The sequence below is a fragment of the Roseibium sp. SCP15 genome, from assembly GCF_040329435.1.
Lineage (GTDB): Bacteria > Pseudomonadota > Alphaproteobacteria > Rhizobiales > Stappiaceae > Roseibium.
In genome coordinates this window covers 199,538-217,365 of record NZ_JBDZYI010000005.1, presented here as the reverse complement: position 1 = coordinate 217,365, position 17,828 = coordinate 199,538, and the positions used below count along the sequence as shown (strand labels likewise).

Genomic DNA, 17,828 nt, shown 5'->3' with positions numbered 1-17,828 from the left:
TTCTTAGCTTGTGCCGGTCAGATCAAATTCCAACCCGTCGTAAGCGGGGGTGACATGAGCGTATCCGCGATCTGCAAACCAGGATGTCAGAACTGAATAGTCAATCTTCTCATCCATGTGAGTGAGAAGAACCCGTTTTGGCTTGAATTGATCGACATGCTCCAGCACGGTTTCGGGATCGCCATGCGACTCCGACCGCTCCCAATAGTCACAATCCAGGATCCAGGTATCGATATTTGTCAGGCAAGGCCGGCTCTGTGCAGGAAATGACTTCGCGTCTGAGCTATAGACAAAGTCGCCTATCCTCACTCCCAGGCTGTCCGATCCGCCGTGATGCTGAGCGAATGGCATTATCCCGATGCCGTTGGCCTCGAACGCTTCGTAAGCGCGAATTCGATGCCAGAAAATCCTGTATTGATTGCTTTCCCCGAAACCGACGACGCTGGTATATCCTTGTGTTTGTTCGCCGAAAAACAAATAGGGAAACATGCCTCGAATGAAAGACATGCATTTTTCGTCGGCGTAGATATTCAAATCACGCCTAAGGACCTCCTCCAAGTAGTACGGAAGCTCGCCTATTCCCGCGATATGGTCCCAATGGCCGTGAGTTATGAAAATCGTATCGGGAACTGCATTCGCCCGGGAAGTCTGCAGCCGAAAATCCGGCCCGATATCGATCAGCAGGGATCGGTCATCCTGCGTCACCAGAACCGATGGCCGCATTCGTGCGTTTTTTGGATTGGACGGGTCACACAGCCCCCAGGCACCGCCGGCAACCGGAACACCATAAGTGGCGCCGCATCCCAAAATCGTGATTTTCGTCAATTGATATTGCCCTTGGCCAGGTTGGACATCTCCCTCAACAATGCCAAGGAAGACATTTGTCATCCTATTGGCAGCGTCTGGCCAAGCTGTGTCAATGCCCACGGTTCGGCTGGAGCAGGTCTTGATTGGAACCGAAAGCGGCCCTCAACGCTGTGGTCGCGTGTTTCTGGCCGCCACAAATTCATCAGCGGGCACAAAAGAAGAAAGGCCGCGCTTTTGCGCGGCCCTTTCTTGTTCAGAACTCCCGAAAGCGAGAGTTGTACGATTACTTGTGCGGGAAACCGGCTTTGGCAGTTCCGTTCCAGTCGCCAATGAAAGGCAGGATCGGCTTGGAGCCTTTGGCGGAAGCAACATTGAATGCAGCCTGCTGGTCGGCGGTCAGACGTTCTTCACCATTGTAGCTGCCTTGAACATCCAGGATCAGCAGACGGTTGTTGCGAGCGTCGCGAAGTGCTTTTTCATTGGCAATCTGCATCTGGCGGATGGTCAGCGGCTGGTCACCTGTCGCATCGCCATAAACTTCACCACCGTCGAAAGCCAATGCGCTACCTGCAGCAGCAGTAGAAATGAAAGCGGCGGCAAGCAGAGAAGATACAAATTTCTTGTTCGTACGCATGATTAAGCTCCGTATTAGTCTGTTTAACTTTCAATAGATGCGCCTTCGACAGTATCGTTTTCGCATCTTGCTTACGTCCTTTGAACGCTGCACACCCAAAGTAGGTTCGATTTTTTTGAAAAAAACAGTTATAACTGATACGTGATCACGTGTTTACCTTGATAAACTAGAATTCACGCGTGCGTGTTATTCAGTTTAACTTGAGTTATCATTGTTAATATTAGAAATTATCCAAACAGTTCTATGAAACCAGGCAGCCAGCAAGGCACACCTTTACCAGGGGTGCCAGGTTCACCCGTACGGGCCAGTAGAATTTTCAAAGAAACACCAATGCAGCGGTTAAGCCGTCCGCGCCTCTTTAACGGCATCTATCTTCTGCAGAACCGGTGACGGTCGAGGCGCGTTGCGCGCTTCCTCGATCAGTCGATCGCTCGCCGTTTCGATCGCGGTGACCATCTTCTTGTGGAATTCATCCGCCGGCAGGCCCGGCTCGATCGGAGGCAGGATCTCAACGACAACAGTTCCCGGATAGACGATCCATGAGGACCGAGGCCAATAAAGACCGGCATTGTGAGCAATCGGCACGACCGGGCATTTCAGGTCCTTGTAGAGATGCGCGATCCCGTATTTGTATTTCGGCTCCGCACCGGCAGGACGACGCGTGCCTTCCGGGAAGATCAGGATCTGCCGTTTTTCGGCAATCGCCTCCTTGGCGGCTTCCATCATTGCTGCCAGGGCTTCTGAACGTTTGCCGCGATTAATCGGGATCTGCTTGTACTTGGCCGTATACCAGCCAAAGATCGGGATCCAGCGCAATTCCCGTTTCAAAATGAAGGTCGGGCTGGTGAAGAGGGGGATCAGCGTCACTGTTTCCCAGGCCGACTGATGCTTCATGGCTGCGATGTAGCCACCCTTGGGCAGATTTTCCTTGCCCCGTACTTCTATCTTCAGCCCTACGGTCACCCGCATCAGCAGCAAAAGGGTCTTCGACCAGACCGGAACGATCCACCAACCCCAACTGCGCGGAAGCAGCATGACCGGTGAAAACAGGATCATCTCAACGAAGGTGACGGAATAGAACAGAATTTGAAACAGTGTAGAACGCAGAAGAAGCATGATACCTGCAAAATGTGAAAGGCCTTGCAGCCGGTCCGTCCCAACCGTTCAGCTATGATCTGACCGGAGTCAACCCACACCTTTCACGGCAATACGTAGTCGGGCGACGATATACTTCACATATTCGCGCATGAGAAGCCGGAACGTTGCAGGTTCCCTGTACCAGCTGTCCAGATTCATGCCCTTGGAGAAGACAGGATAGGCAATCAGGTTCACATTCGGCAACGCGTCGGATAGCTCAACCCTGGCTCGCGGCAAATGATAGGCGCTTGTGACCACCAGCAGAGAATCGAACCCGTTCTTCTTCACCCAGCTGGCAGTTTCCACTGCATTTCCCGCGGTATTGAGCGCGACGCGATCCAGATCGACGCTGCCTCTTTCCAGCGGCATGCTGGAGGACGTAACCGCTGCAAGCTGTTCGCGCGTTGTGCCGGGATGAACACCGGAAATGAGCAAACGGCTGGCCTTGCCTTCTTCCAGCAAACGAACCGCCTCGTTGACCCTGGCCTGCCCTCCGGTCAGAACGACGATCGCGTCTGCATTTGCGGTGACAGGAACCTTTGCCGTTGCAATCTGGTGGGCGAAATAGAGGAACTGACCGATCGCACCAGCCAGCAGTGCTGCTATGACCGCAACAAAGGCAATGCGCAATCCGAACCGTCTTTTCCGGCGGCCACCGGCTTGGGAAGATGCAGCTTTATACGCAGGCTTTTCCGGCAACGCAGACAAACGCCGTTCCGAAACAATTGGAACGCCGTCTTCCAGGGTTGGATCTAGGACTGTGTCTGCGTTTGTCATGCGGCGACTATGATAAGTGATTCGGCCGATTTCACGGCAGCCGACTGTCGCGACAAATTAGCCGATTACATTGACAAAACCAAGGTTGTTTCGTGACGACAAGAAAAACTCCAAGTCTTTTTTCCTTGAGGCAAGCAACCCGGGCCGGCCAACATGGCACCAGGCAGACCAGACGCTTGGCAGAACTTGGAGTATTCAGTCGACTTTGTTTCGCGCCTCAATCCACCCTTGCAAGATGCGCCTTGACCGCAAGACCCGAAGTGAGGGCAGTCAGGATGGCGACCAGAAAGACAACGCCGAACACACCGAAATACCCCGGCAGGCTGACGGAAACGGTGCCGAACAGGGCCGACATCTGGTCCGATCCTGCTTGCCCTGCGCCTTGTCGGGTAAGCATATCCACCACGATGAAACAGATGATTGCCGCGATTCCGCCGGAAACCCCACCTTTTAAACCGAGCACCAGAAAATGCCGCTGGAATTCGCGTGCGATAAAAGCATCTTCCGCGCCGACAAAGTGCAGCACCGAGACCACGTCCTTGTTGCCCGCCATCGCTGACTGGGTGGCAAAGACCACACTGAGCACCATTGAGCCCAGAACTAGGACCATGATCGCAAATCCGCCGACGACCACTGCCCCCGCCATTGCGGACAGGCGAGAGGTCCAGATGGAATGGTCATCGACACTGGCCCCGGTCACCTGTTGCGAGACCTGGTTCCTCAGCTGCGCCAGGTTCAGAAGCGCCGGGTCGCTGACTGTGATCTGAATGAGACGTGGCACCGGCAATCCGTCCAGCTGCAATCCGTCTCCAAGCCAGGGTTCCAGCAGATCCTTGGTTTCGGCATCCGACAGGGCGCGCACCGATTCAATTCCCGAGAACTCCTGAGCCAGAGCGACCGCCTTGTCGATCTCCCGCAGCATATCAACCCCTTCGGTCGGTCGGATCTGAATCGTGATTTCACGGACCAGATCGTTCTGCCATGCGTCGGCGGCATCCCAGACCACCGACACCGCACCAACGGTCAGGCATGCCAGAAAGCTCATGATTGCAACCACAAGGGTCAGGGCACGTCCGGCGACGGACTGAGGCGGAACAATTGCGGCCGCCGGACGAAGCTTGGCTTCATCATTTTGCTGCTGGCTCTTTGCTTCGTCAGCCTGCTTGCGCCTGGGACGCTTCAGCCGCTCCATGCGTTTCGGCGGCTTGACCTTGGCAGCAGACTCCCGTTTTTCATTTCGTTCTTCCGATTGAGCCATTCTGCTGCCTAGTCAAAAATCGAAAGACGACCGTCGGCCAAAACCATGCGCCGGGCGTCCACTTGTTCCAGCAAAGCAATATCGTGAGTTGCAATGACAACGGAAGTGCCGAGTTTGTTCAATTCAATAAAAAGACGCAACAGCCGACGGGCGAGAGGGGGGTCGACGTTCCCCGTCGGCTCATCCGCCAACAGGACTTCCGGCCTCGTGATCAGCGCCCTTGCAATGGCCGCACGCTGCTTCTCACCACCCGACAGGACCGGTGGCAGCACATGCATCCTGTCTCCCAGTCCAACCCACTTCAAAAGATCGATAACGTCGGACCTGTACTCGGACTCCTCCTTGCCGATCACTCTCAGGGGCAAGGCAACGTTTTCGTAAGTCGTCAAATGATCCAGCAGGCGAAAATCCTGAAAGACCACGCCGATCTTGCGGCGCAGTTTCGGCAGCTCCTGCTTGTCGATCACGCTCAGGTCGCGATTGAACACCTTGATCAGTCCGCGGGTCGGTCGCAGCGACATGAACAGGAGTCTGATCAGGCTGGTCTTGCCGGCTCCCGAAGGCCCGGTCAGAAACTGGAAGGATTGAGGCTCGATCTGGAACGTCAGATCCTGAAGGATCTCCGGCCCCATACCGTATCTCAATCCGACATTTTCGAAGCGGATCACAAATTTGACTCCTGTTGATGGACAGACGCTATAGCCAGCCCGTTAACGGTGCATTAATCATATAAATGTCCATTGGGGAATGGATCTATATGAAGAGATAGGCATGGCACCGGATCTGCTGGCTTTTGTCCAAAAATTCCTGCCGGACTTCCGTCTCACGGGTTATGTAGGAAAACCTTCAGAGCATGCCATGGCGAAAGGTCTTCGCACATGAAGATCAAATGTCCGGACTGCAGTACGTCCTATGAGATCAAGGCGGAGGCGCTCGGCCCTAAGGGGAGAAGCGTCAAATGCGCCAAGTGCGGCAATCGCTGGCACGTCTCGCCGAACGACGAGGAAGAAGAAGGCACGGTCGATTTCAAGCCCGCGCCCGCTGAAACTTCCAAGGCACCCGCACAAGACGAAAACTCAGCCGAGAAAGACGAAGCCGACTGGGAAGCCGATACGGCTGAAGACACCGGTATCTCTGGCGATGACGCCGGCGAAGATGAGCCCGAACCGGCAGGCGAAGAAGAAGACATTGCGGATTTCACACCGCCTCCGGCAACGTCTCGTGCAAGTGTCGATGAAGAAAAATACGCGGCCGATCTCGCCGAAGAAGACGATGACGATGACGGGATCCCGAGCGAGGACATTGAATCCCACGCCAAGCGACCGAAGATTATCGTCAATCCGAACAAGTTCCGGCGCAATCACATCGGCGCAATTCTCAACTGGATGTTCCGGCGAAATTACCGGCGGATTGGCGGCATAGCCCTGTTTGGCATTGCCCTTGCGGCGTGCGTCTTCTTCGTTCTGATGCGCGACAACATCGTCAAGCAATCCCCCGATCTTGCGAGCCTTTTCCAGATGATCGGCCTTGATGTGAACCTGCGCGGCCTGGAATTCCGCAATTTGCGAACGTTCACGGAAATCGAGGACGGCAAGCGGGTTCTCGTCGTGGAAGGATCCATCCGCAATCTATTGAACGAAAACAACACCGTTCCGGGCGTTCGCCTGTCAATTCGCAACTCGGATTTGCAGGAAATTTACGCCTGGACTGTAGAGCCCCGGACAAAATCGTTAAACGGGCTTGACGAAACCCGGTTTAGAACGATCTTAGCCGATCCACCTGAAACCGCATCCGACATCCAGGTTCGTTTTGTCGACCGCGGAAAACGCCAGATAGTTCTCGAGTGACCATGACCGCCAATATCCACACTCTGTTCGACGAAGACGCCATTGCGCAGCGGGTTTTTGCGCTTGCTGAAGAAATTGCAGAGGGAAAACCGCAGAAACTGCTCGTGGTTGCCGTTCTCAAAGGCAGCTTCATCTTCGCAGCGGACCTCGTCCGCGCCATGCACAGGGTCGGCCTGGAACCGGAAATGGAGTTCATCCACCTTTCTTCTTACGGCGCGGGAACGGAAGGATCGGAAAATATCCGCATTTTGCGTGATGTCGAAAGTGACGTTAACGACCGCGATATAATTTTGGTGGATGATATCCTTGAATCCGGCCGCACGCTCAACTTCGCACGCGAGCGATTGAAAAAACGGGGAGCCCGTTCGGTCAAGGTCGCGGCGTTGCTGGATAAACCGGAGCGCCGCAAAGCTGCCATATCTGCCGATTATGTGGGATTTGCCTGTCCTGATAAGTTTGTCGTCGGATATGGTATGGATATGGGCCACGCTTGGCGGCAGTTGCCCTTTATTGGATACGTCGTTCCGTCTGAAGAGACTGCGGCAGACGGCAATACAGGAGAGTGAGCATGGCTCGCATTCTTCTCACCGAAGATGATGAAGCTGTTCGCAGCTTCGTAAAGCGCGCCCTGGAGCTTGACGGGCATTCAGTGGAAGTGGCGGAAGACGGCGGCGAAGCCGTTGAAACGCTGACCCGTGAAGAGGGCAGCTACGACCTTCTATTGTCTGACATCAAGATGCCGGTGATGGATGGTATTGCTCTGGCGCTGCATTCGGCCCGCGATTATCCGGACCTGCCGATACTGCTGATGACCGGTTTTGCCGATCAGCGGGAGCGCGCAAACGGCCTGGATGCGCTGGTGCATGATATCATCACCAAGCCGTTTTCTCTCGCCGATATCCGCAGGGCAGTCCGGGAGGCGATCGCCGGTGAACTGCCGCAGGAGACCCGTCGCTACGCTTGAAAGCATAAAAGCTGTGGAAAGACGGAATAATATGACCCCGCCACCGGCGGGGTTTTTTGTGTCACATTCTGCGCTCAGTACCGCTTGAGCAGACGCTCGAGATAGTCGAGTTCCAATTTGGGCCGTGACGGGTCCGAGAACCGGCGGCGCAGCTCTTCAAGAATACGGCGTGCCCGCTGAACGTCGATTTCATCCGGGATTTGGACCCGGTTGTTGAAATCCGGACCTTCTGTCCGGCGCGGACGGCCAAGAGGATCCTCATCCATCGGGGCAGGACCGCTTGGCGAGCCCGCTCCCTGCCCTTGACCCATCATCTGCTCCGTCAGCCCCTGTGCGCCCCTTCTGAGCGCATCCAGAGCGTTGCCCTGCTGGCCAAGAGCCTGTTCACCCTGGCCTTCGCCTAGAGACTGCTGAGCCTGCCCCATGGATTCTCCAGCCTCTCCGAGGGCTTCATTTTCGCCCATGCCGTTCTGACCCAGTTGGTCCATGAGCTGCTGCAGCTGTTGCGCCAGATCGCCCTGGCCCTGCTGCAGCTGTTCCAGCATCTGCTCCAGCTGTTCCTGGGTCAGTTGCTGTCCTTGTTGCTGCTGCTGTCCCTGCTGGCGTTGGCCGCGACGTTGCTGTTGCTGGTCCTGGTTGAAACGATGCGTCTCATCCATCAGCTGTTGCTGGCGCTGGATCATTTCGCCCAGCTGATTGAGCATCTCCATCATTTCGTTGTTCATGCCGTTGGGCATCATCTGCGGCCGTCCGGCCTGCAGGTTTTCCAGCATCTGCTGCATCTGCGCCAGCAGTTCGCGCGCCGCATCGCGTGAGCCCGTTCGTGCCAGCTCTTCAATCCGGTCCAGCATTTCGCTCAGATCCTGCTGGCTCAGCGTCTGCTGATTGCCATCGAATGGCTGCATCGCTTGCGGGTTCTGGCGCATCTGCTCGGCCAATGCCTGCATATATTCGTTCAGTGCATCTCGCAGCTGCTGCGTCAGCTTGGCAATCTCTTCATCGCTCGCGCCTTCTTCAAGAGCCTTGCGCAGAGCTTCCTGGGCATCACGCAGCTTCCTTTCGGCAGCGGACAGGTCGCCGTCCTCGATCGAGAGAGCCAGATCCCACAACAGAGGCAACATCGCCTTTAAGTCATCATCTGTCTGCGCCTTGACGAGAAGACCGTAGGCAAAGCGCATCCCGAGATAGTTGCGGGGTTTGAAGCTGAAGAGTTCCGGCGCCAGCATCAGCGCGTCCATTGCCGTGATCACTTGCGCATGGTTTTGCGCATCAAGGGCAAGATTGCGCCGCTGCTCAACGACGGCACGGGCGAGAGGCTTGCTGAACCGCCGTTGCGGCAGCGTGATCCTGTAGGCGGGGGAGACACCTTCCTGCCCGGCCTGGTCGCGCGCCATGAGCGTCAGATCGACTTCCGACCCCGCCCAGGGATGCGATGTCAGATCGCGAATTGTTTCCGCGGTTTTGGCGGTTCCTGCCCGCGGCGGCAGCGACAGCGGAAACTGCGGTGCGTCGACAAGCGGCCTTGGCACACGATCCTTGTGCTCGGGATCTGGAAGCGGCGTAATCCGGCCTTCGGCGGCAATCACGCCATAATCGTCATTGACGAGATAGGAAAACTTCAGCGCGCCGCTGAGTTGCGGTTCGGGATCGTCCACCAGCCTGATCTCCGGAGCATCATCCGGACGCACCGCAAAGACGAAGCTCATCAACCGTTCTTCACCCTTCAGAAGCTCAACGATGCCAGTCGTATCCAGCTTGAGGCGACGCTCGACCGGAAGAAGCTGTTCCAGATCAGAATCCTGGTCTTCCTTGCCTGCTTCAGGTTGGACGACTTGCGGCTCTTCGCCTCCCGCACTCGCAAAGGTCATGGCCAGATCGCGGGCGCCTTGTGTTCGGACAACCAGGATAGATCCTTCCGGAACCGAAATCGGTGCGCCAGGATCACGCAATTGCGCACTTTCACCCGTCAGGTAGATCGGCGGCTCGCTGGTATAGAGCGGCGGAGTGACCCAGGCATCGAGGCGGCTGGGAGGTTCCACTGTCTTGAACGGATTCTGAAAGGCAGAAGTCAACCGGCCACCATAATCGCCGCTGGCGGTTGAAAACCCGACAAGCAGCAGGCTTGCCGCAAGAACCCTGAGCGCCCAGGGGTCGCGACGGTAGGCTTGAGGATCCGGCGCTTTTGAGCGGATCTCGGCGACCGCCTCGGCCGTCCGGCGCTGATGCAACTCCCAGATTGCCCGGCTCTGCGGATCTTCCGCACCAACCGACAGATCATCTTCAAGTGTGGACAGCGGGCGGTGATCGAACCCGGATGCCTTTTCAACGCGGCCAAGCGCATCTTCCCGTGACGGCCAGGAAAGTCGGAGCAGGTCCCGGGCTGCCCAGATCGCGGCAGCGGCAAACCCGACCACTCCGATGGGTCCCGCCCAGGGAGGCAGAACAAGCCACAACCCTAACCAGGAAAGTCCGACAAACATTCCGATAACAACAAGAACCGGTAACAGCGCCCGCCAGAGGCGTTCGACGAACAGAGCCCATCTGCTTTGGCGCACAAGCCTGTCCAGGCGGTTCCTGATGAACGCCCGCCAACCAAAAGGCTCTGGGGTTACACGCCGGCCGGGATCCTGTTTGCTGTCATCTGCGCTCAAAGGCACCTCCGGTTCATATCCCGCAGCCGCCGCTCAAGGATGAGCAACAGCCAGAAGATCTGCCCTCCACCTAATAAGGTGAGGCATCGGAGGCGTTCGGGCAACCTGTTGGAACAACTATTTGTCGACAGGTGATGTCACGAACCCTTGAGCCAGTCCGGAATCCGGTCGAGACCAATGAGGTCCTCAAAAGTTGTACGCGGACGGATGATCGCAAATTGGTCAGCGTTTACGAGGACTTCCGGAATGAGCAAACGGGAGTTGTAGGTGTTCGACTGAACTGCGCCATAAGCCCCTGCCGAATAAACCGCCAGCATGTCACCGGCCTCGACCCTCGGCATATCCCGGTCCTGCGCCAGAAAATCCCCCGTTTCGCACACCGGACCGACGACATCGGCCTTGATTCGCTCCGCATCCCGGTCTTCTTCCTTCACCGGGCGCACTTCATGATGAGCTTCATAGAGCGTCGGCCGGATCAGGTCGTTCATGGCGCCGTCGACAATCACGAATGTCTTGTCTGCTCCGTCTTTGACGTAGATGACCTTGGTCACCAGAATGCCGGCGTTTCCTGCAATCAGGCGTCCCGGCTCGAACATGACCTTGCAGTCCAGCTGACGCACATGTTTTTTCACCACTTCCGCATAAGCATCCGGATGCGGGGGCGGATCATTGTCGGTGACATAGGGAATACCCAGACCGCCGCCGAGATCGACGTGATCGATCTTGTGACCTTCGCCGCGCAGATCTGTGATCAGCTCGCCAAGACGTGCAAATGCATTGTCGAACGGCTCCAGCTCGGTAATCTGCGAACCGATATGCATGTCGATGCCGGTAACCTGAATGCCGGGCAGCTTTGCAGCAACAGAATAGACTTCCCTTGCACGCTGCCAGGGAATGCCGAACTTGTTTTCCGCCTTGCCGGTGGCAATCTTCGCGTGGGTCTTGGCATCGACATCCGGATTGATCCGCATGGACACACGGGCGGTCTTGCCCATTTCGCTCGCCACGCGCGAAAGCTGGTGCAGCTCCGGTTCGGACTCGATGTTGAAGCACAGAATGTCTTCTTCAAGGCCGTAGGCCTGTTCCGCCTCGGTCTTGCCGACACCGGAAAAGACGATCTTGTTCGCTGGCACACCGGCGGCCCGGGCACGGCGCAATTCACCTTCGGAGACAACATCCATGCCTGCACCAAGTTGTGCCAGCGTTGCGAGCACTGCCTGGTTGGAATTTGCCTTCATGGCATAACAGACCAGCGAGGGGATATCATCGAAGGCGGACGAGAACACCTGATAGTGCCTCGTAAGCGTCGCCGTGGAATAACAGTAAAACGGCGTGCCGACTTCGCGCGCGATCTCCTCGATCGCAACGTCCTCAGCAAACAGTTCGCCATTCTTGTAATCAAAATGATGCACGGGACACTCTCATGCAGCTGATGCGCAGCACGTTATTCGCAATGCGCCGGTAGTGTTACTTGATCAGGAAGTCCAGGAAGAACGACTTGTCGCTCTCCGGCTGTTCCAGCGGCTCGCTCGCGGCAACCACCGCAGGGTCATTGCCGGCGTCGGCAGACGGCGTCGGAGCCCCCGGATCGTCCAGGCTGCCCTTTCGACCGCATCCGGCCAAAACCAGACCCAGGCAGAGACTGATCAGCGCTAGAGTTTTAAAGCGGGTCATCATCACCATATAGGCCCTTCCGGAATGATATTCCTGTTTCACATGAATCAGGAATATCGATCGTTCCTGGATACCGAAGCAGCTTCGCACCGTTCCTGGTGCGCAGCATACGGCAAATTCGTTCGTTGATTCTTCTCCTCGCATGACAGGCGGCATTCGGCAAGGTCAGTTGCACCCGTCATGCGAAGATTGTCGGCTCGAATTCGAGCCGACTGCTGCCCTCGTCAGGCTTTCGAAAGCTCTTTCAGCCAGCGTCGCGCCTGCTTGCGCACATTGACCGGAGAGGTTCCGCCATAGCTGGTGCGGCTGCGGACGGATTTGTCCACCGACAGGACCGAGAATACTTCCTCGGTGATCTTGGGATCCACCGCCTGCATCTCTTCCAGGGAGACCTTGTGAAGTTCGATGCCCTTCTCCACGGCGATGCCGACGATGCGGCCCGTGACGTGGTGCGCGTCGCGGAACGGCATGCCCAGAACACGCACAAGCCAGTCGGCCAAATCGGTCGCGGTCGAGTAACCGGACCCGGCCGCTTTTTTCAACGCCTTGGTGACCGGTTCGAGATCACGGACCATGCCGGTCATCGCCGCAAGGGCAAGAGATACACTGGCCAGGCCGTCAAAAGCCTGTTCCTTGTCCTCCTGCATGTCCTTCGAGTAGGCGAGGGGCAACCCTTTCATCATCACCAGCAAAGCCTGCAGAGAGCCGTAGATGCGACCGGTCTTGGCGCGAACCAGTTCGGCGGCATCCGGGTTTTTCTTCTGCGGCATGATCGAGGAACCGGTCGAAAACTTGTCCGACAGCTTCACGAACCCGAATTGCGCGGAACACCAGACAACGATTTCTTCTGCCAGACGGGACAGGTGCATGGCTGCAAGGGATGCCGCGGACAACGCTTCAATGACGAAATCGCGGTCCGACACCGCGTCGAGCGAATTGGCGCTCGGCCTGTCGAAGCCAAGCGCTTCGGCTGTCATTTTCCGGTCGATCGGGAACGACGTTCCTGCCAGCGCCGCTGCGCCGAGCGGGCACTCATTCATACGCTTGCGCGCGTCGCGGACACGGCCACGGTCGCGAGCGAACATTTCGACATAGGCCAGAAGATGATGGCCGAAAGTCACCGGTTGCGCGGATTGCAAATGGGTAAAACCCGGCATGACGTCCGCCGCATGAGCCTCTGCCTTTTCCGCCAGCACCTGCATCAGTTCGCTCAGCTGCTCATCCAGCGTGTCCAGCGTATCGCGTACCCAGAGGCGGAAGTCTGTCGCCACCTGGTCGTTTCTGGAACGCGCCGTGTGCAGACGTCCTGCCGCCGGGCCGATCAGTTCGGCAAGGCGGGCTTCGATATTCATATGAATATCTTCAAGTGCCCTTGAAAACTTGAACTCGCCGCTTTCGATTTCTGACAGGATTGTGTCTAGACCTTGAACGATCTTGTCGGCATCGTCCCGCGTCACAATGTCTTTTTCCGCGAGCATGCGCACATGGGCTTTCGAGCCGTCGATGTCCTGTTTATATAGCTTACGGTCGTAGTCGATGGAGGCGTTGATCTCCTCCATGATGGCGTCCGGTCCTTCAGCGAACCGGCCTCCCCACATGCGATTGCTCATGTCCTGTCCTTTAAAAGGCGCCCCTTGCGAGGTGTGAACGAATGACGAAGCCAAATGAACCCGCTAAACGTTCCAATCGCGGCATTTTTGCCGCGGGATTAGCAGGTGCAGTAGCCGCTGTAGCGGCTCTATACGTGATCGTTGGTCCCAATGGCAATATTGCCGAAGCGCAAAGCTGTTCGGCTGCACTCTCAGCTGCCAAGCAGGCCAAGCCTTTTGCCAAGGGTGACGTGGCTGCTTTTCTGCCGGCAAGCCAGCCTCTCGACCTCAAGGCGCTCACGTTCAAGGGGCCGGACGACAACCCGCTCACACTCGCTGACTTCAAGGACAAAACCGTCCTGTTGAACCTCTGGGCAACCTGGTGCGCGCCGTGCCGTGAAGAAATGCCGGCCCTGGATCAACTCCAGGCCGACCTGGGAAGTCAGAATTTCGAGGTGGTTGCTGTCAATCTGGACCGCGGTGGACCGGAAAAGCCAAAGGCATTCCTTGACGAAATCGGTGTAAGTCACCTGACATACTATCAGGACAGCTCAAATGGACTGCTGAAAGACCTGAGAAAGGTTGCGCGGGCAACCGGATTGCCCACCACAATCCTGGTCGACCCGGAGGGTTGCGAAATCGGCACCATGTATGGCCCTGCCGAATGGGCTTCCGGTCAGGCAAAGGCACTTATTCAAAGTGCAATGGGTAAAGACGGAGCCTGAGATAGCTCCAGGCAGGCATGCGTTAGATCAATTTCCGATCAAAACGATCAGGCAGCGCAGGTCCCGGGCCGCCATAACAGTTCCGGGATTTATTCCAGGTCGTCAAGGCCGACGAAAATCAGCCCAGCTTTGCAATATTCAAATGGGAATTTGATCAGACAGTTATGTCGACTGCTTCCCCAAGACCCGGGATCTTGCGTGCTTCGCGGCGCTGTTGTTCCTGATTGGCCTGTGCTTCGTTCAGGCGTTCTGCGACCTGACGCTCCTGATCGTTCTGATCCTTGATGGCATTGGCTGCAAGTTCATTGCGCACCTTCGCGGCATCAACTGCTGCTGAAGACGGCGCACTGCCGGAAACACTCGCCATAATCTCTACTCCTTTGGCGCGGACAAAACTGGTCGCTAAACGGATATGTCGACCTGATCGCCGATACCGTTCTGTGAATTGCCGGATTCGGCCCGGTTCTCGAGCGTTTCGGCCTGGCGGACCAGGTTCTCCGCGCGGTTTGCGCTGAATTTGGCCTGCCGCTGGACAGTCTCGGCAACAGCTTCGGACTGGCGAGCCCTGATGGCTTCAGCCTGTTCGGCGACTTTTTCCGTTCTCGATATGCTCAGCGAAGGCTGAAAAACCTGAGAGGTTCCACTTCCTACTGCTTCAGACATCGTCTGTTCCAATCTTTGGATACGACATTGAAGCTAATTTTTACCTCATGCTTTCGCTGAATGGGTAAACAATGGAAGTTACTTCATTTTTTGATTTGAGAATTACTTTTTGAAATCATCAAGTTTGCTTAAAATTCAAATGTTAACCAGACAAATTGCTGATATTTATCGAGTAATTTTCTCTCCATGCGACAAGAAACGGCCCCATCTTCCCCTAAGGAATGAACCAGCATCGCAAAGCTGTTCCGTGACCAGGAGAGAGAACCGGGTCCAATTTAACAATCAGAACGGAAGAAAGACCGCATTCTCAGCTGTCCTTGTGCCGGCTTTGCCGTCAACAACTGCGCAAATCAGAACAAGGGAGCCTTTGGAGAGCTTGCTAATCAGGCGGTTACGTCAACCTGCGTTCCAAGGCCTGGAGGAGGTGCGGCTTGAGCGGTTTGAAGGTTTTCCGCACCTTCCTGAAGCAGCGCCACAAGATTGGCATCCTGCTGCGCCGCCATCTTCATCATTTCGGACTGAAGCGCCTGGCTGGTTTGTGCCTGGGTGGTCGCAGCATACGTGCTGGCAATTCCAACGCTATCCATTGCAGTCTCCTGATTACAGGAGGACCCTACTCCCCTGCCCCTTAAGCAAGCGTTAACAAAAACTTACCGGAGCACGAAAAAATTTATCGACCGGTCGTTCGAAGCGCTTTGCGCCTGACCTTGCCCGAGGAAGTTCGAGGCAATTGGTCAACGACCCTGTAGTCCTTGGGTCGTTTGTATTCGGCAAGGTTTTCGACAGCGAACGCTGCCAGCTCGCTGGTATCAAACGTATCGATGTCTTGCGGAACCACAAAGGCCGTGACCAGGCTGACGCCTTCGCGAATGGAAATTTCCGTGACTGCGATTTCCTGAACACCCGGATGTGCCGACAAGGTCCGTTCAACTTCTTCAGGTGCGACGCGATACCCGAATGAATTCATCAGGTCATCCGCTCGTCCCTGATACCAGTAGTATCCGTCGTCATCCTCAAGCGCCCGGTCTCCAGTCAGAAACCAGTCACCGCGAAACGCATCCCGGGTTTCTTCCGGCCGGTTCCAGTAACCAAGCATCAGCCCCGGCTCGTTGCGGTGGACAGCCAGAAATCCGGTTTCGTTGGGTTGCGCAGGGACAGCGGCGTCACCTTCTTCTCTCAACACAGCCACCTTGCGGCCTTTCTGCGGTTTGCCGGGAGACCCGGGCCTGACCGCAACATTCGGTCCACTGGACAGATATGTCGATATCTCGCTCATGCCCAGAGCCTCGAAAAGCTCGCGGCCCGTCCTGTCTTTCCACTCCTGATAAAGTCCTGCCGGAAGCGCTTCACCAGCGGTCAACCCATGCCGGAGCGACGGAAATGAGGCAGGGGAGATCCTGCCGTATTTCAGCAGGCGCCGATAAAGGCTCGGAACGGCTGCGAACAAACTTGCCTTGCTGGCTTCCATGATCCGCGGCCAGACCTCCGGGTCACGAGGTCCGTCATAGACAATACTGGTCGCCCCGTTGGCCCAGGGGTCCATAAGCCCGACACCCAGCGTGTAGGTCCAGTTGAAAGCTCCTGCGTGAAGCAGCCTGTCAGCAGAATTGATCCCGTACCAGCCCTGGTACATGGGCTTTCTGGCAGCCGCCGCACGCTGCGCATGAAGAACCCCCTTGGGCTTGCCGCTCGTACCAGATGTGTAGATGAGAAATGCGGGATCATCGTCGCAGGTTTGCGCAAATTCTCCCGGGACAGTCTTCTTGAGGCCTTCGATGCCACCCGGTCCCAGCAAGGGCACGCCGGCATCATTTGGAGCAACCGTTACTCCGTCATGCAACACGAGACCGGCCGCGCTGTCGGTCAGGATGGACAAGACTTCCGCGGCCGTGAGCTGCGCTGACGTCGGAATGGGAACGAAACCACCGGCAATCGCGCCGAAGAAGAGAAGCGGAAAATCACTGGAATGACCGATCCTGAGAAGGATCCTGTCACCGGTCTGCAAACCGGTGGCCCGAAGGCCCGATGCAACGGAAAGGACAGTGTCATTGAGCTGCCCGAAGGTCCATTCTTCAAGGACCTGGCCAGCAGCGCCAACCACCTCCAACGCCGTCTTCTCCGGATCCGGAGCGGCGTTGGCAAGACAGTACTGCGCAAGATTCATGTGCGTTAGCGCGTCGGAACCGGATGTTCACCACGGTAATCGTAGAAGCCACGCTGCGTCTTCCGGCCCAGCCAACCGGCCTCGACGTATTTTACCAGCAGCGGGCACGGGCGGTATTTGGTGTCCGCGAGGCCTTCATACAGCACCTGCATGATCGACAGGCAGGTATCCAGACCGATGAAATCGGCGAGCTGCAACGGTCCCATCGGGTGGTTGGCCCCGAGGCGCATGGCTTTGTCGATGGATTCTACGGAGCCGACGCCTTCGTAAAGCGTATAGATGGCTTCGTTGATCATCGGCAGCAGAATGCGGTTGACCATGAATGCCGGAAAGTCTTCGGCAACGGCGATTTGTTTGCCCAAACGGTCACAGAAGGTCTTTGACGCTTCAAAGGTTTCGTCCTCGGTCGCGATACCGCGCACGAGTTCAACAAGCTCCATCAGGGGCACCGGGTTCATGAAGTGAATACCGATGAACCGCTCGGGACGATCCGTTGTCGCGGCAAGCCGCGTGATGGAGATGGAAGACGTGTTGGTCGCCAGAATGGCTTCAGGCTTCAGGATCGGGCAAAGCTGCGAGAAAATCTTGCGTTTGATCTGCTCGTTCTCGACAGCGGATTCAATCACGAGATCGGCCTCGCTCAAAAGATCGAGATCTTCCGCTGGTTTGATCCTGTCCAGGGCGGCGTTGCGTGCTTCTTCGGTGATCAGGGACTTGGAAACCTGACGGGCCATGTTTCCGTTGATCGATGCCAGACCGGACTCGATCCGCTCCATTGAAATGTCGCTCAATCCCACGTCAAAGCCTGCAAGCGCACACACATGTGCAATGCCGCTGCCCATCTGACCAGCGCCAATAATACCGACTCTTTTGATTTCGACAGCCATCCTGAAAAATCCGATCTCTTACAAACACCCCGACGGGCCCGGTTGCCGCTA

The 17,828-nt window shown here is 56.5% G+C and carries 19 protein-coding genes; 4 read left to right on the top strand and 15 right to left on the bottom strand.

Features of this window, described 5'->3' with window-relative positions:
- Positions 1–3: 3 nt before the first annotated feature.
- The 6 genes from ABLO27_RS23970 to ftsE all read right to left on the bottom strand — a co-directional run bounded on the left by ABLO27_RS23970 (position 4) and on the right by ftsE (position 5,281).
- Positions 4–825, bottom strand: coding sequence for an MBL fold metallo-hydrolase (locus tag ABLO27_RS23970; RefSeq protein WP_353036446.1), 822 nt, complete (start codon positions 823–825; stop codon positions 4–6).
- 265 nt (positions 826–1,090) lie between these two features.
- Complete coding sequence (locus tag ABLO27_RS23965) at positions 1,091–1,441, bottom strand: hypothetical protein (RefSeq protein ID WP_353036444.1); 351 nt, start codon at positions 1,439–1,441, stop codon at positions 1,091–1,093.
- 339 nt (positions 1,442–1,780) lie between these two features.
- Positions 1,781–2,557, bottom strand: coding sequence for a lysophospholipid acyltransferase family protein (locus ABLO27_RS23960; protein ID WP_353036442.1), 777 nt, complete (start codon positions 2,555–2,557; stop codon positions 1,781–1,783).
- Between the two features lie 69 nt (positions 2,558–2,626).
- A complete protein-coding gene (locus tag ABLO27_RS23955; protein ID WP_353036440.1) occupies positions 2,627–3,355 on the bottom strand; it encodes a YdcF family protein in 729 nt (242 codons plus the stop codon).
- A gap of 217 nt (positions 3,356–3,572) precedes the next feature.
- Positions 3,573–4,613, bottom strand: a complete 1,041-nt coding sequence (locus tag ABLO27_RS23950; RefSeq protein ID WP_353036438.1) for a cell division protein FtsX — start codon at positions 4,611–4,613, stop codon at positions 3,573–3,575.
- Between the two features lie 8 nt (positions 4,614–4,621).
- A complete protein-coding gene (gene ftsE, locus ABLO27_RS23945; protein WP_353036436.1) occupies positions 4,622–5,281 on the bottom strand; it encodes a cell division ATP-binding protein FtsE in 660 nt (219 codons plus the stop codon).
- A 210-nt stretch (positions 5,282–5,491) separates the two neighbouring features.
- Between ftsE and ABLO27_RS23940 the strand changes: the two genes are divergently transcribed.
- Genes ABLO27_RS23940 through ABLO27_RS23930 form a run of 3 tightly spaced genes read left to right on the top strand, consistent with a single transcriptional unit; the run spans position 5,492 to position 7,424 of the window.
- On the top strand, positions 5,492–6,460 hold the full coding sequence (locus tag ABLO27_RS23940; protein WP_353036434.1) for a zinc-ribbon domain-containing protein: 969 nt from the start codon (positions 5,492–5,494) through the stop codon (positions 6,458–6,460).
- Between the two features lie 2 nt (positions 6,461–6,462).
- Positions 6,463–7,026, top strand: coding sequence for a hypoxanthine phosphoribosyltransferase (hpt, locus tag ABLO27_RS23935; RefSeq protein ID WP_352950321.1), 564 nt, complete (start codon positions 6,463–6,465; stop codon positions 7,024–7,026).
- 2 nt (positions 7,027–7,028) lie between these two features.
- On the top strand, positions 7,029–7,424 hold the full coding sequence (locus tag ABLO27_RS23930) for a response regulator (protein ID WP_353036432.1): 396 nt from the start codon (positions 7,029–7,031) through the stop codon (positions 7,422–7,424).
- 74 nt (positions 7,425–7,498) lie between these two features.
- On the opposite strand, the gene ABLO27_RS23925 is transcribed toward ABLO27_RS23930, so the two are convergent.
- From ABLO27_RS23925 to argH, 4 genes are all read right to left on the bottom strand, one after another.
- A complete protein-coding gene (locus ABLO27_RS23925) occupies positions 7,499–10,075 on the bottom strand; it encodes a TIGR02302 family protein (protein WP_353036431.1) in 2,577 nt (858 codons plus the stop codon).
- 137 nt (positions 10,076–10,212) lie between these two features.
- A complete protein-coding gene (lysA, locus tag ABLO27_RS23920; RefSeq protein WP_353036429.1) occupies positions 10,213–11,487 on the bottom strand; it encodes a diaminopimelate decarboxylase in 1,275 nt (424 codons plus the stop codon).
- 55 nt (positions 11,488–11,542) lie between these two features.
- Entirely contained in the window at positions 11,543–11,758 is a 216-nt protein-coding gene (gene lptM / locus ABLO27_RS23915) for an LPS translocon maturation chaperone LptM (RefSeq protein ID WP_417714839.1), read from the bottom strand.
- Between the two features lie 215 nt (positions 11,759–11,973).
- Positions 11,974–13,359, bottom strand: coding sequence for an argininosuccinate lyase (gene argH / locus ABLO27_RS23910; RefSeq protein WP_353036427.1), 1,386 nt, complete (start codon positions 13,357–13,359; stop codon positions 11,974–11,976).
- Positions 13,360–13,400: 41 nt separating this feature from the next.
- Between argH and tlpA the strand changes: the two genes are divergently transcribed.
- On the top strand, positions 13,401–14,063 hold the full coding sequence (gene tlpA / locus ABLO27_RS23905) for a thiol:disulfide interchange protein TlpA (RefSeq protein WP_353036426.1): 663 nt from the start codon (positions 13,401–13,403) through the stop codon (positions 14,061–14,063).
- Positions 14,064–14,217: 154 nt separating this feature from the next.
- Here tlpA and ABLO27_RS23900 read toward each other — a convergent pair whose 3' ends face one another.
- From ABLO27_RS23900 to ABLO27_RS23880, 5 genes are all read right to left on the bottom strand, one after another.
- Positions 14,218–14,430: a hypothetical protein gene (locus ABLO27_RS23900; RefSeq protein ID WP_353036424.1), complete on the bottom strand. Its 213-nt coding sequence runs from the start codon at positions 14,428–14,430 to the stop codon at positions 14,218–14,220.
- Positions 14,431–14,465: 35 nt separating this feature from the next.
- Positions 14,466–14,726 carry a hypothetical protein gene (locus ABLO27_RS23895; RefSeq protein ID WP_353036423.1) on the bottom strand — a complete coding sequence of 87 codons (261 nt, stop codon included), beginning with the start codon at positions 14,724–14,726 and terminating at the stop codon, positions 14,466–14,468.
- 383 nt (positions 14,727–15,109) lie between these two features.
- Positions 15,110–15,313, bottom strand: coding sequence for a hypothetical protein (locus ABLO27_RS23890; protein ID WP_353036422.1), 204 nt, complete (start codon positions 15,311–15,313; stop codon positions 15,110–15,112).
- An 83-nt stretch (positions 15,314–15,396) separates the two neighbouring features.
- Complete coding sequence (locus ABLO27_RS23885; RefSeq protein ID WP_353036421.1) at positions 15,397–16,890, bottom strand: class I adenylate-forming enzyme family protein; 1,494 nt, start codon at positions 16,888–16,890, stop codon at positions 15,397–15,399.
- A gap of 5 nt (positions 16,891–16,895) precedes the next feature.
- A complete protein-coding gene (locus ABLO27_RS23880) occupies positions 16,896–17,777 on the bottom strand; it encodes a 3-hydroxybutyryl-CoA dehydrogenase (protein ID WP_353036420.1) in 882 nt (293 codons plus the stop codon).
- Positions 17,778–17,828 lie beyond the last annotated feature (51 nt).

Bases quoted from the DNA above. Each gene is read 5' to 3' on its own strand.
- ABLO27_RS23880 (WP_353036420.1), bottom strand. From the start codon at position 17,777: ATGGCTGTCGAAATCAAAAGAGTCGGTATTATTGGCGCTGGTCAGATG.
- ABLO27_RS23890 (WP_353036422.1), bottom strand. From the start codon at position 15,313: ATGGATAGCGTTGGAATTGCCAGCACGTATGCTGCGACCACCCAGGCA.
- lptM (WP_417714839.1), bottom strand. From the start codon at position 11,758: ATGGTGATGATGACCCGCTTTAAAACTCTAGCGCTGATCAGTCTCTGC.
- ABLO27_RS23930 (WP_353036432.1), top strand. From the start codon at position 7,029: ATGGCTCGCATTCTTCTCACCGAAGATGATGAAGCTGTTCGCAGCTTC.
- ABLO27_RS23900 (WP_353036424.1), bottom strand. From the start codon at position 14,430: ATGGCGAGTGTTTCCGGCAGTGCGCCGTCTTCAGCAGCAGTTGATGCC.
- argH (WP_353036427.1), bottom strand. From the start codon at position 13,359: ATGAGCAATCGCATGTGGGGAGGCCGGTTCGCTGAAGGACCGGACGCC.
- ABLO27_RS23955 (WP_353036440.1), bottom strand. From the start codon at position 3,355: ATGACAAACGCAGACACAGTCCTAGATCCAACCCTGGAAGACGGCGTT.
- ABLO27_RS23965 (WP_353036444.1), bottom strand. From the start codon at position 1,441: ATGCGTACGAACAAGAAATTTGTATCTTCTCTGCTTGCCGCCGCTTTC.
- ABLO27_RS23960 (WP_353036442.1), bottom strand. From the start codon at position 2,557: ATGCTTCTTCTGCGTTCTACACTGTTTCAAATTCTGTTCTATTCCGTC.
- tlpA (WP_353036426.1), top strand. From the start codon at position 13,401: ATGACGAAGCCAAATGAACCCGCTAAACGTTCCAATCGCGGCATTTTT.
- ABLO27_RS23940 (WP_353036434.1), top strand. From the start codon at position 5,492: ATGAAGATCAAATGTCCGGACTGCAGTACGTCCTATGAGATCAAGGCG.
- ABLO27_RS23885 (WP_353036421.1), bottom strand. From the start codon at position 16,890: ATGAATCTTGCGCAGTACTGTCTTGCCAACGCCGCTCCGGATCCGGAG.
- ABLO27_RS23950 (WP_353036438.1), bottom strand. From the start codon at position 4,613: ATGGCTCAATCGGAAGAACGAAATGAAAAACGGGAGTCTGCTGCCAAG.
- ABLO27_RS23895 (WP_353036423.1), bottom strand. From the start codon at position 14,726: ATGTCTGAAGCAGTAGGAAGTGGAACCTCTCAGGTTTTTCAGCCTTCG.
- hpt (WP_352950321.1), top strand. From the start codon at position 6,463: ATGACCGCCAATATCCACACTCTGTTCGACGAAGACGCCATTGCGCAG.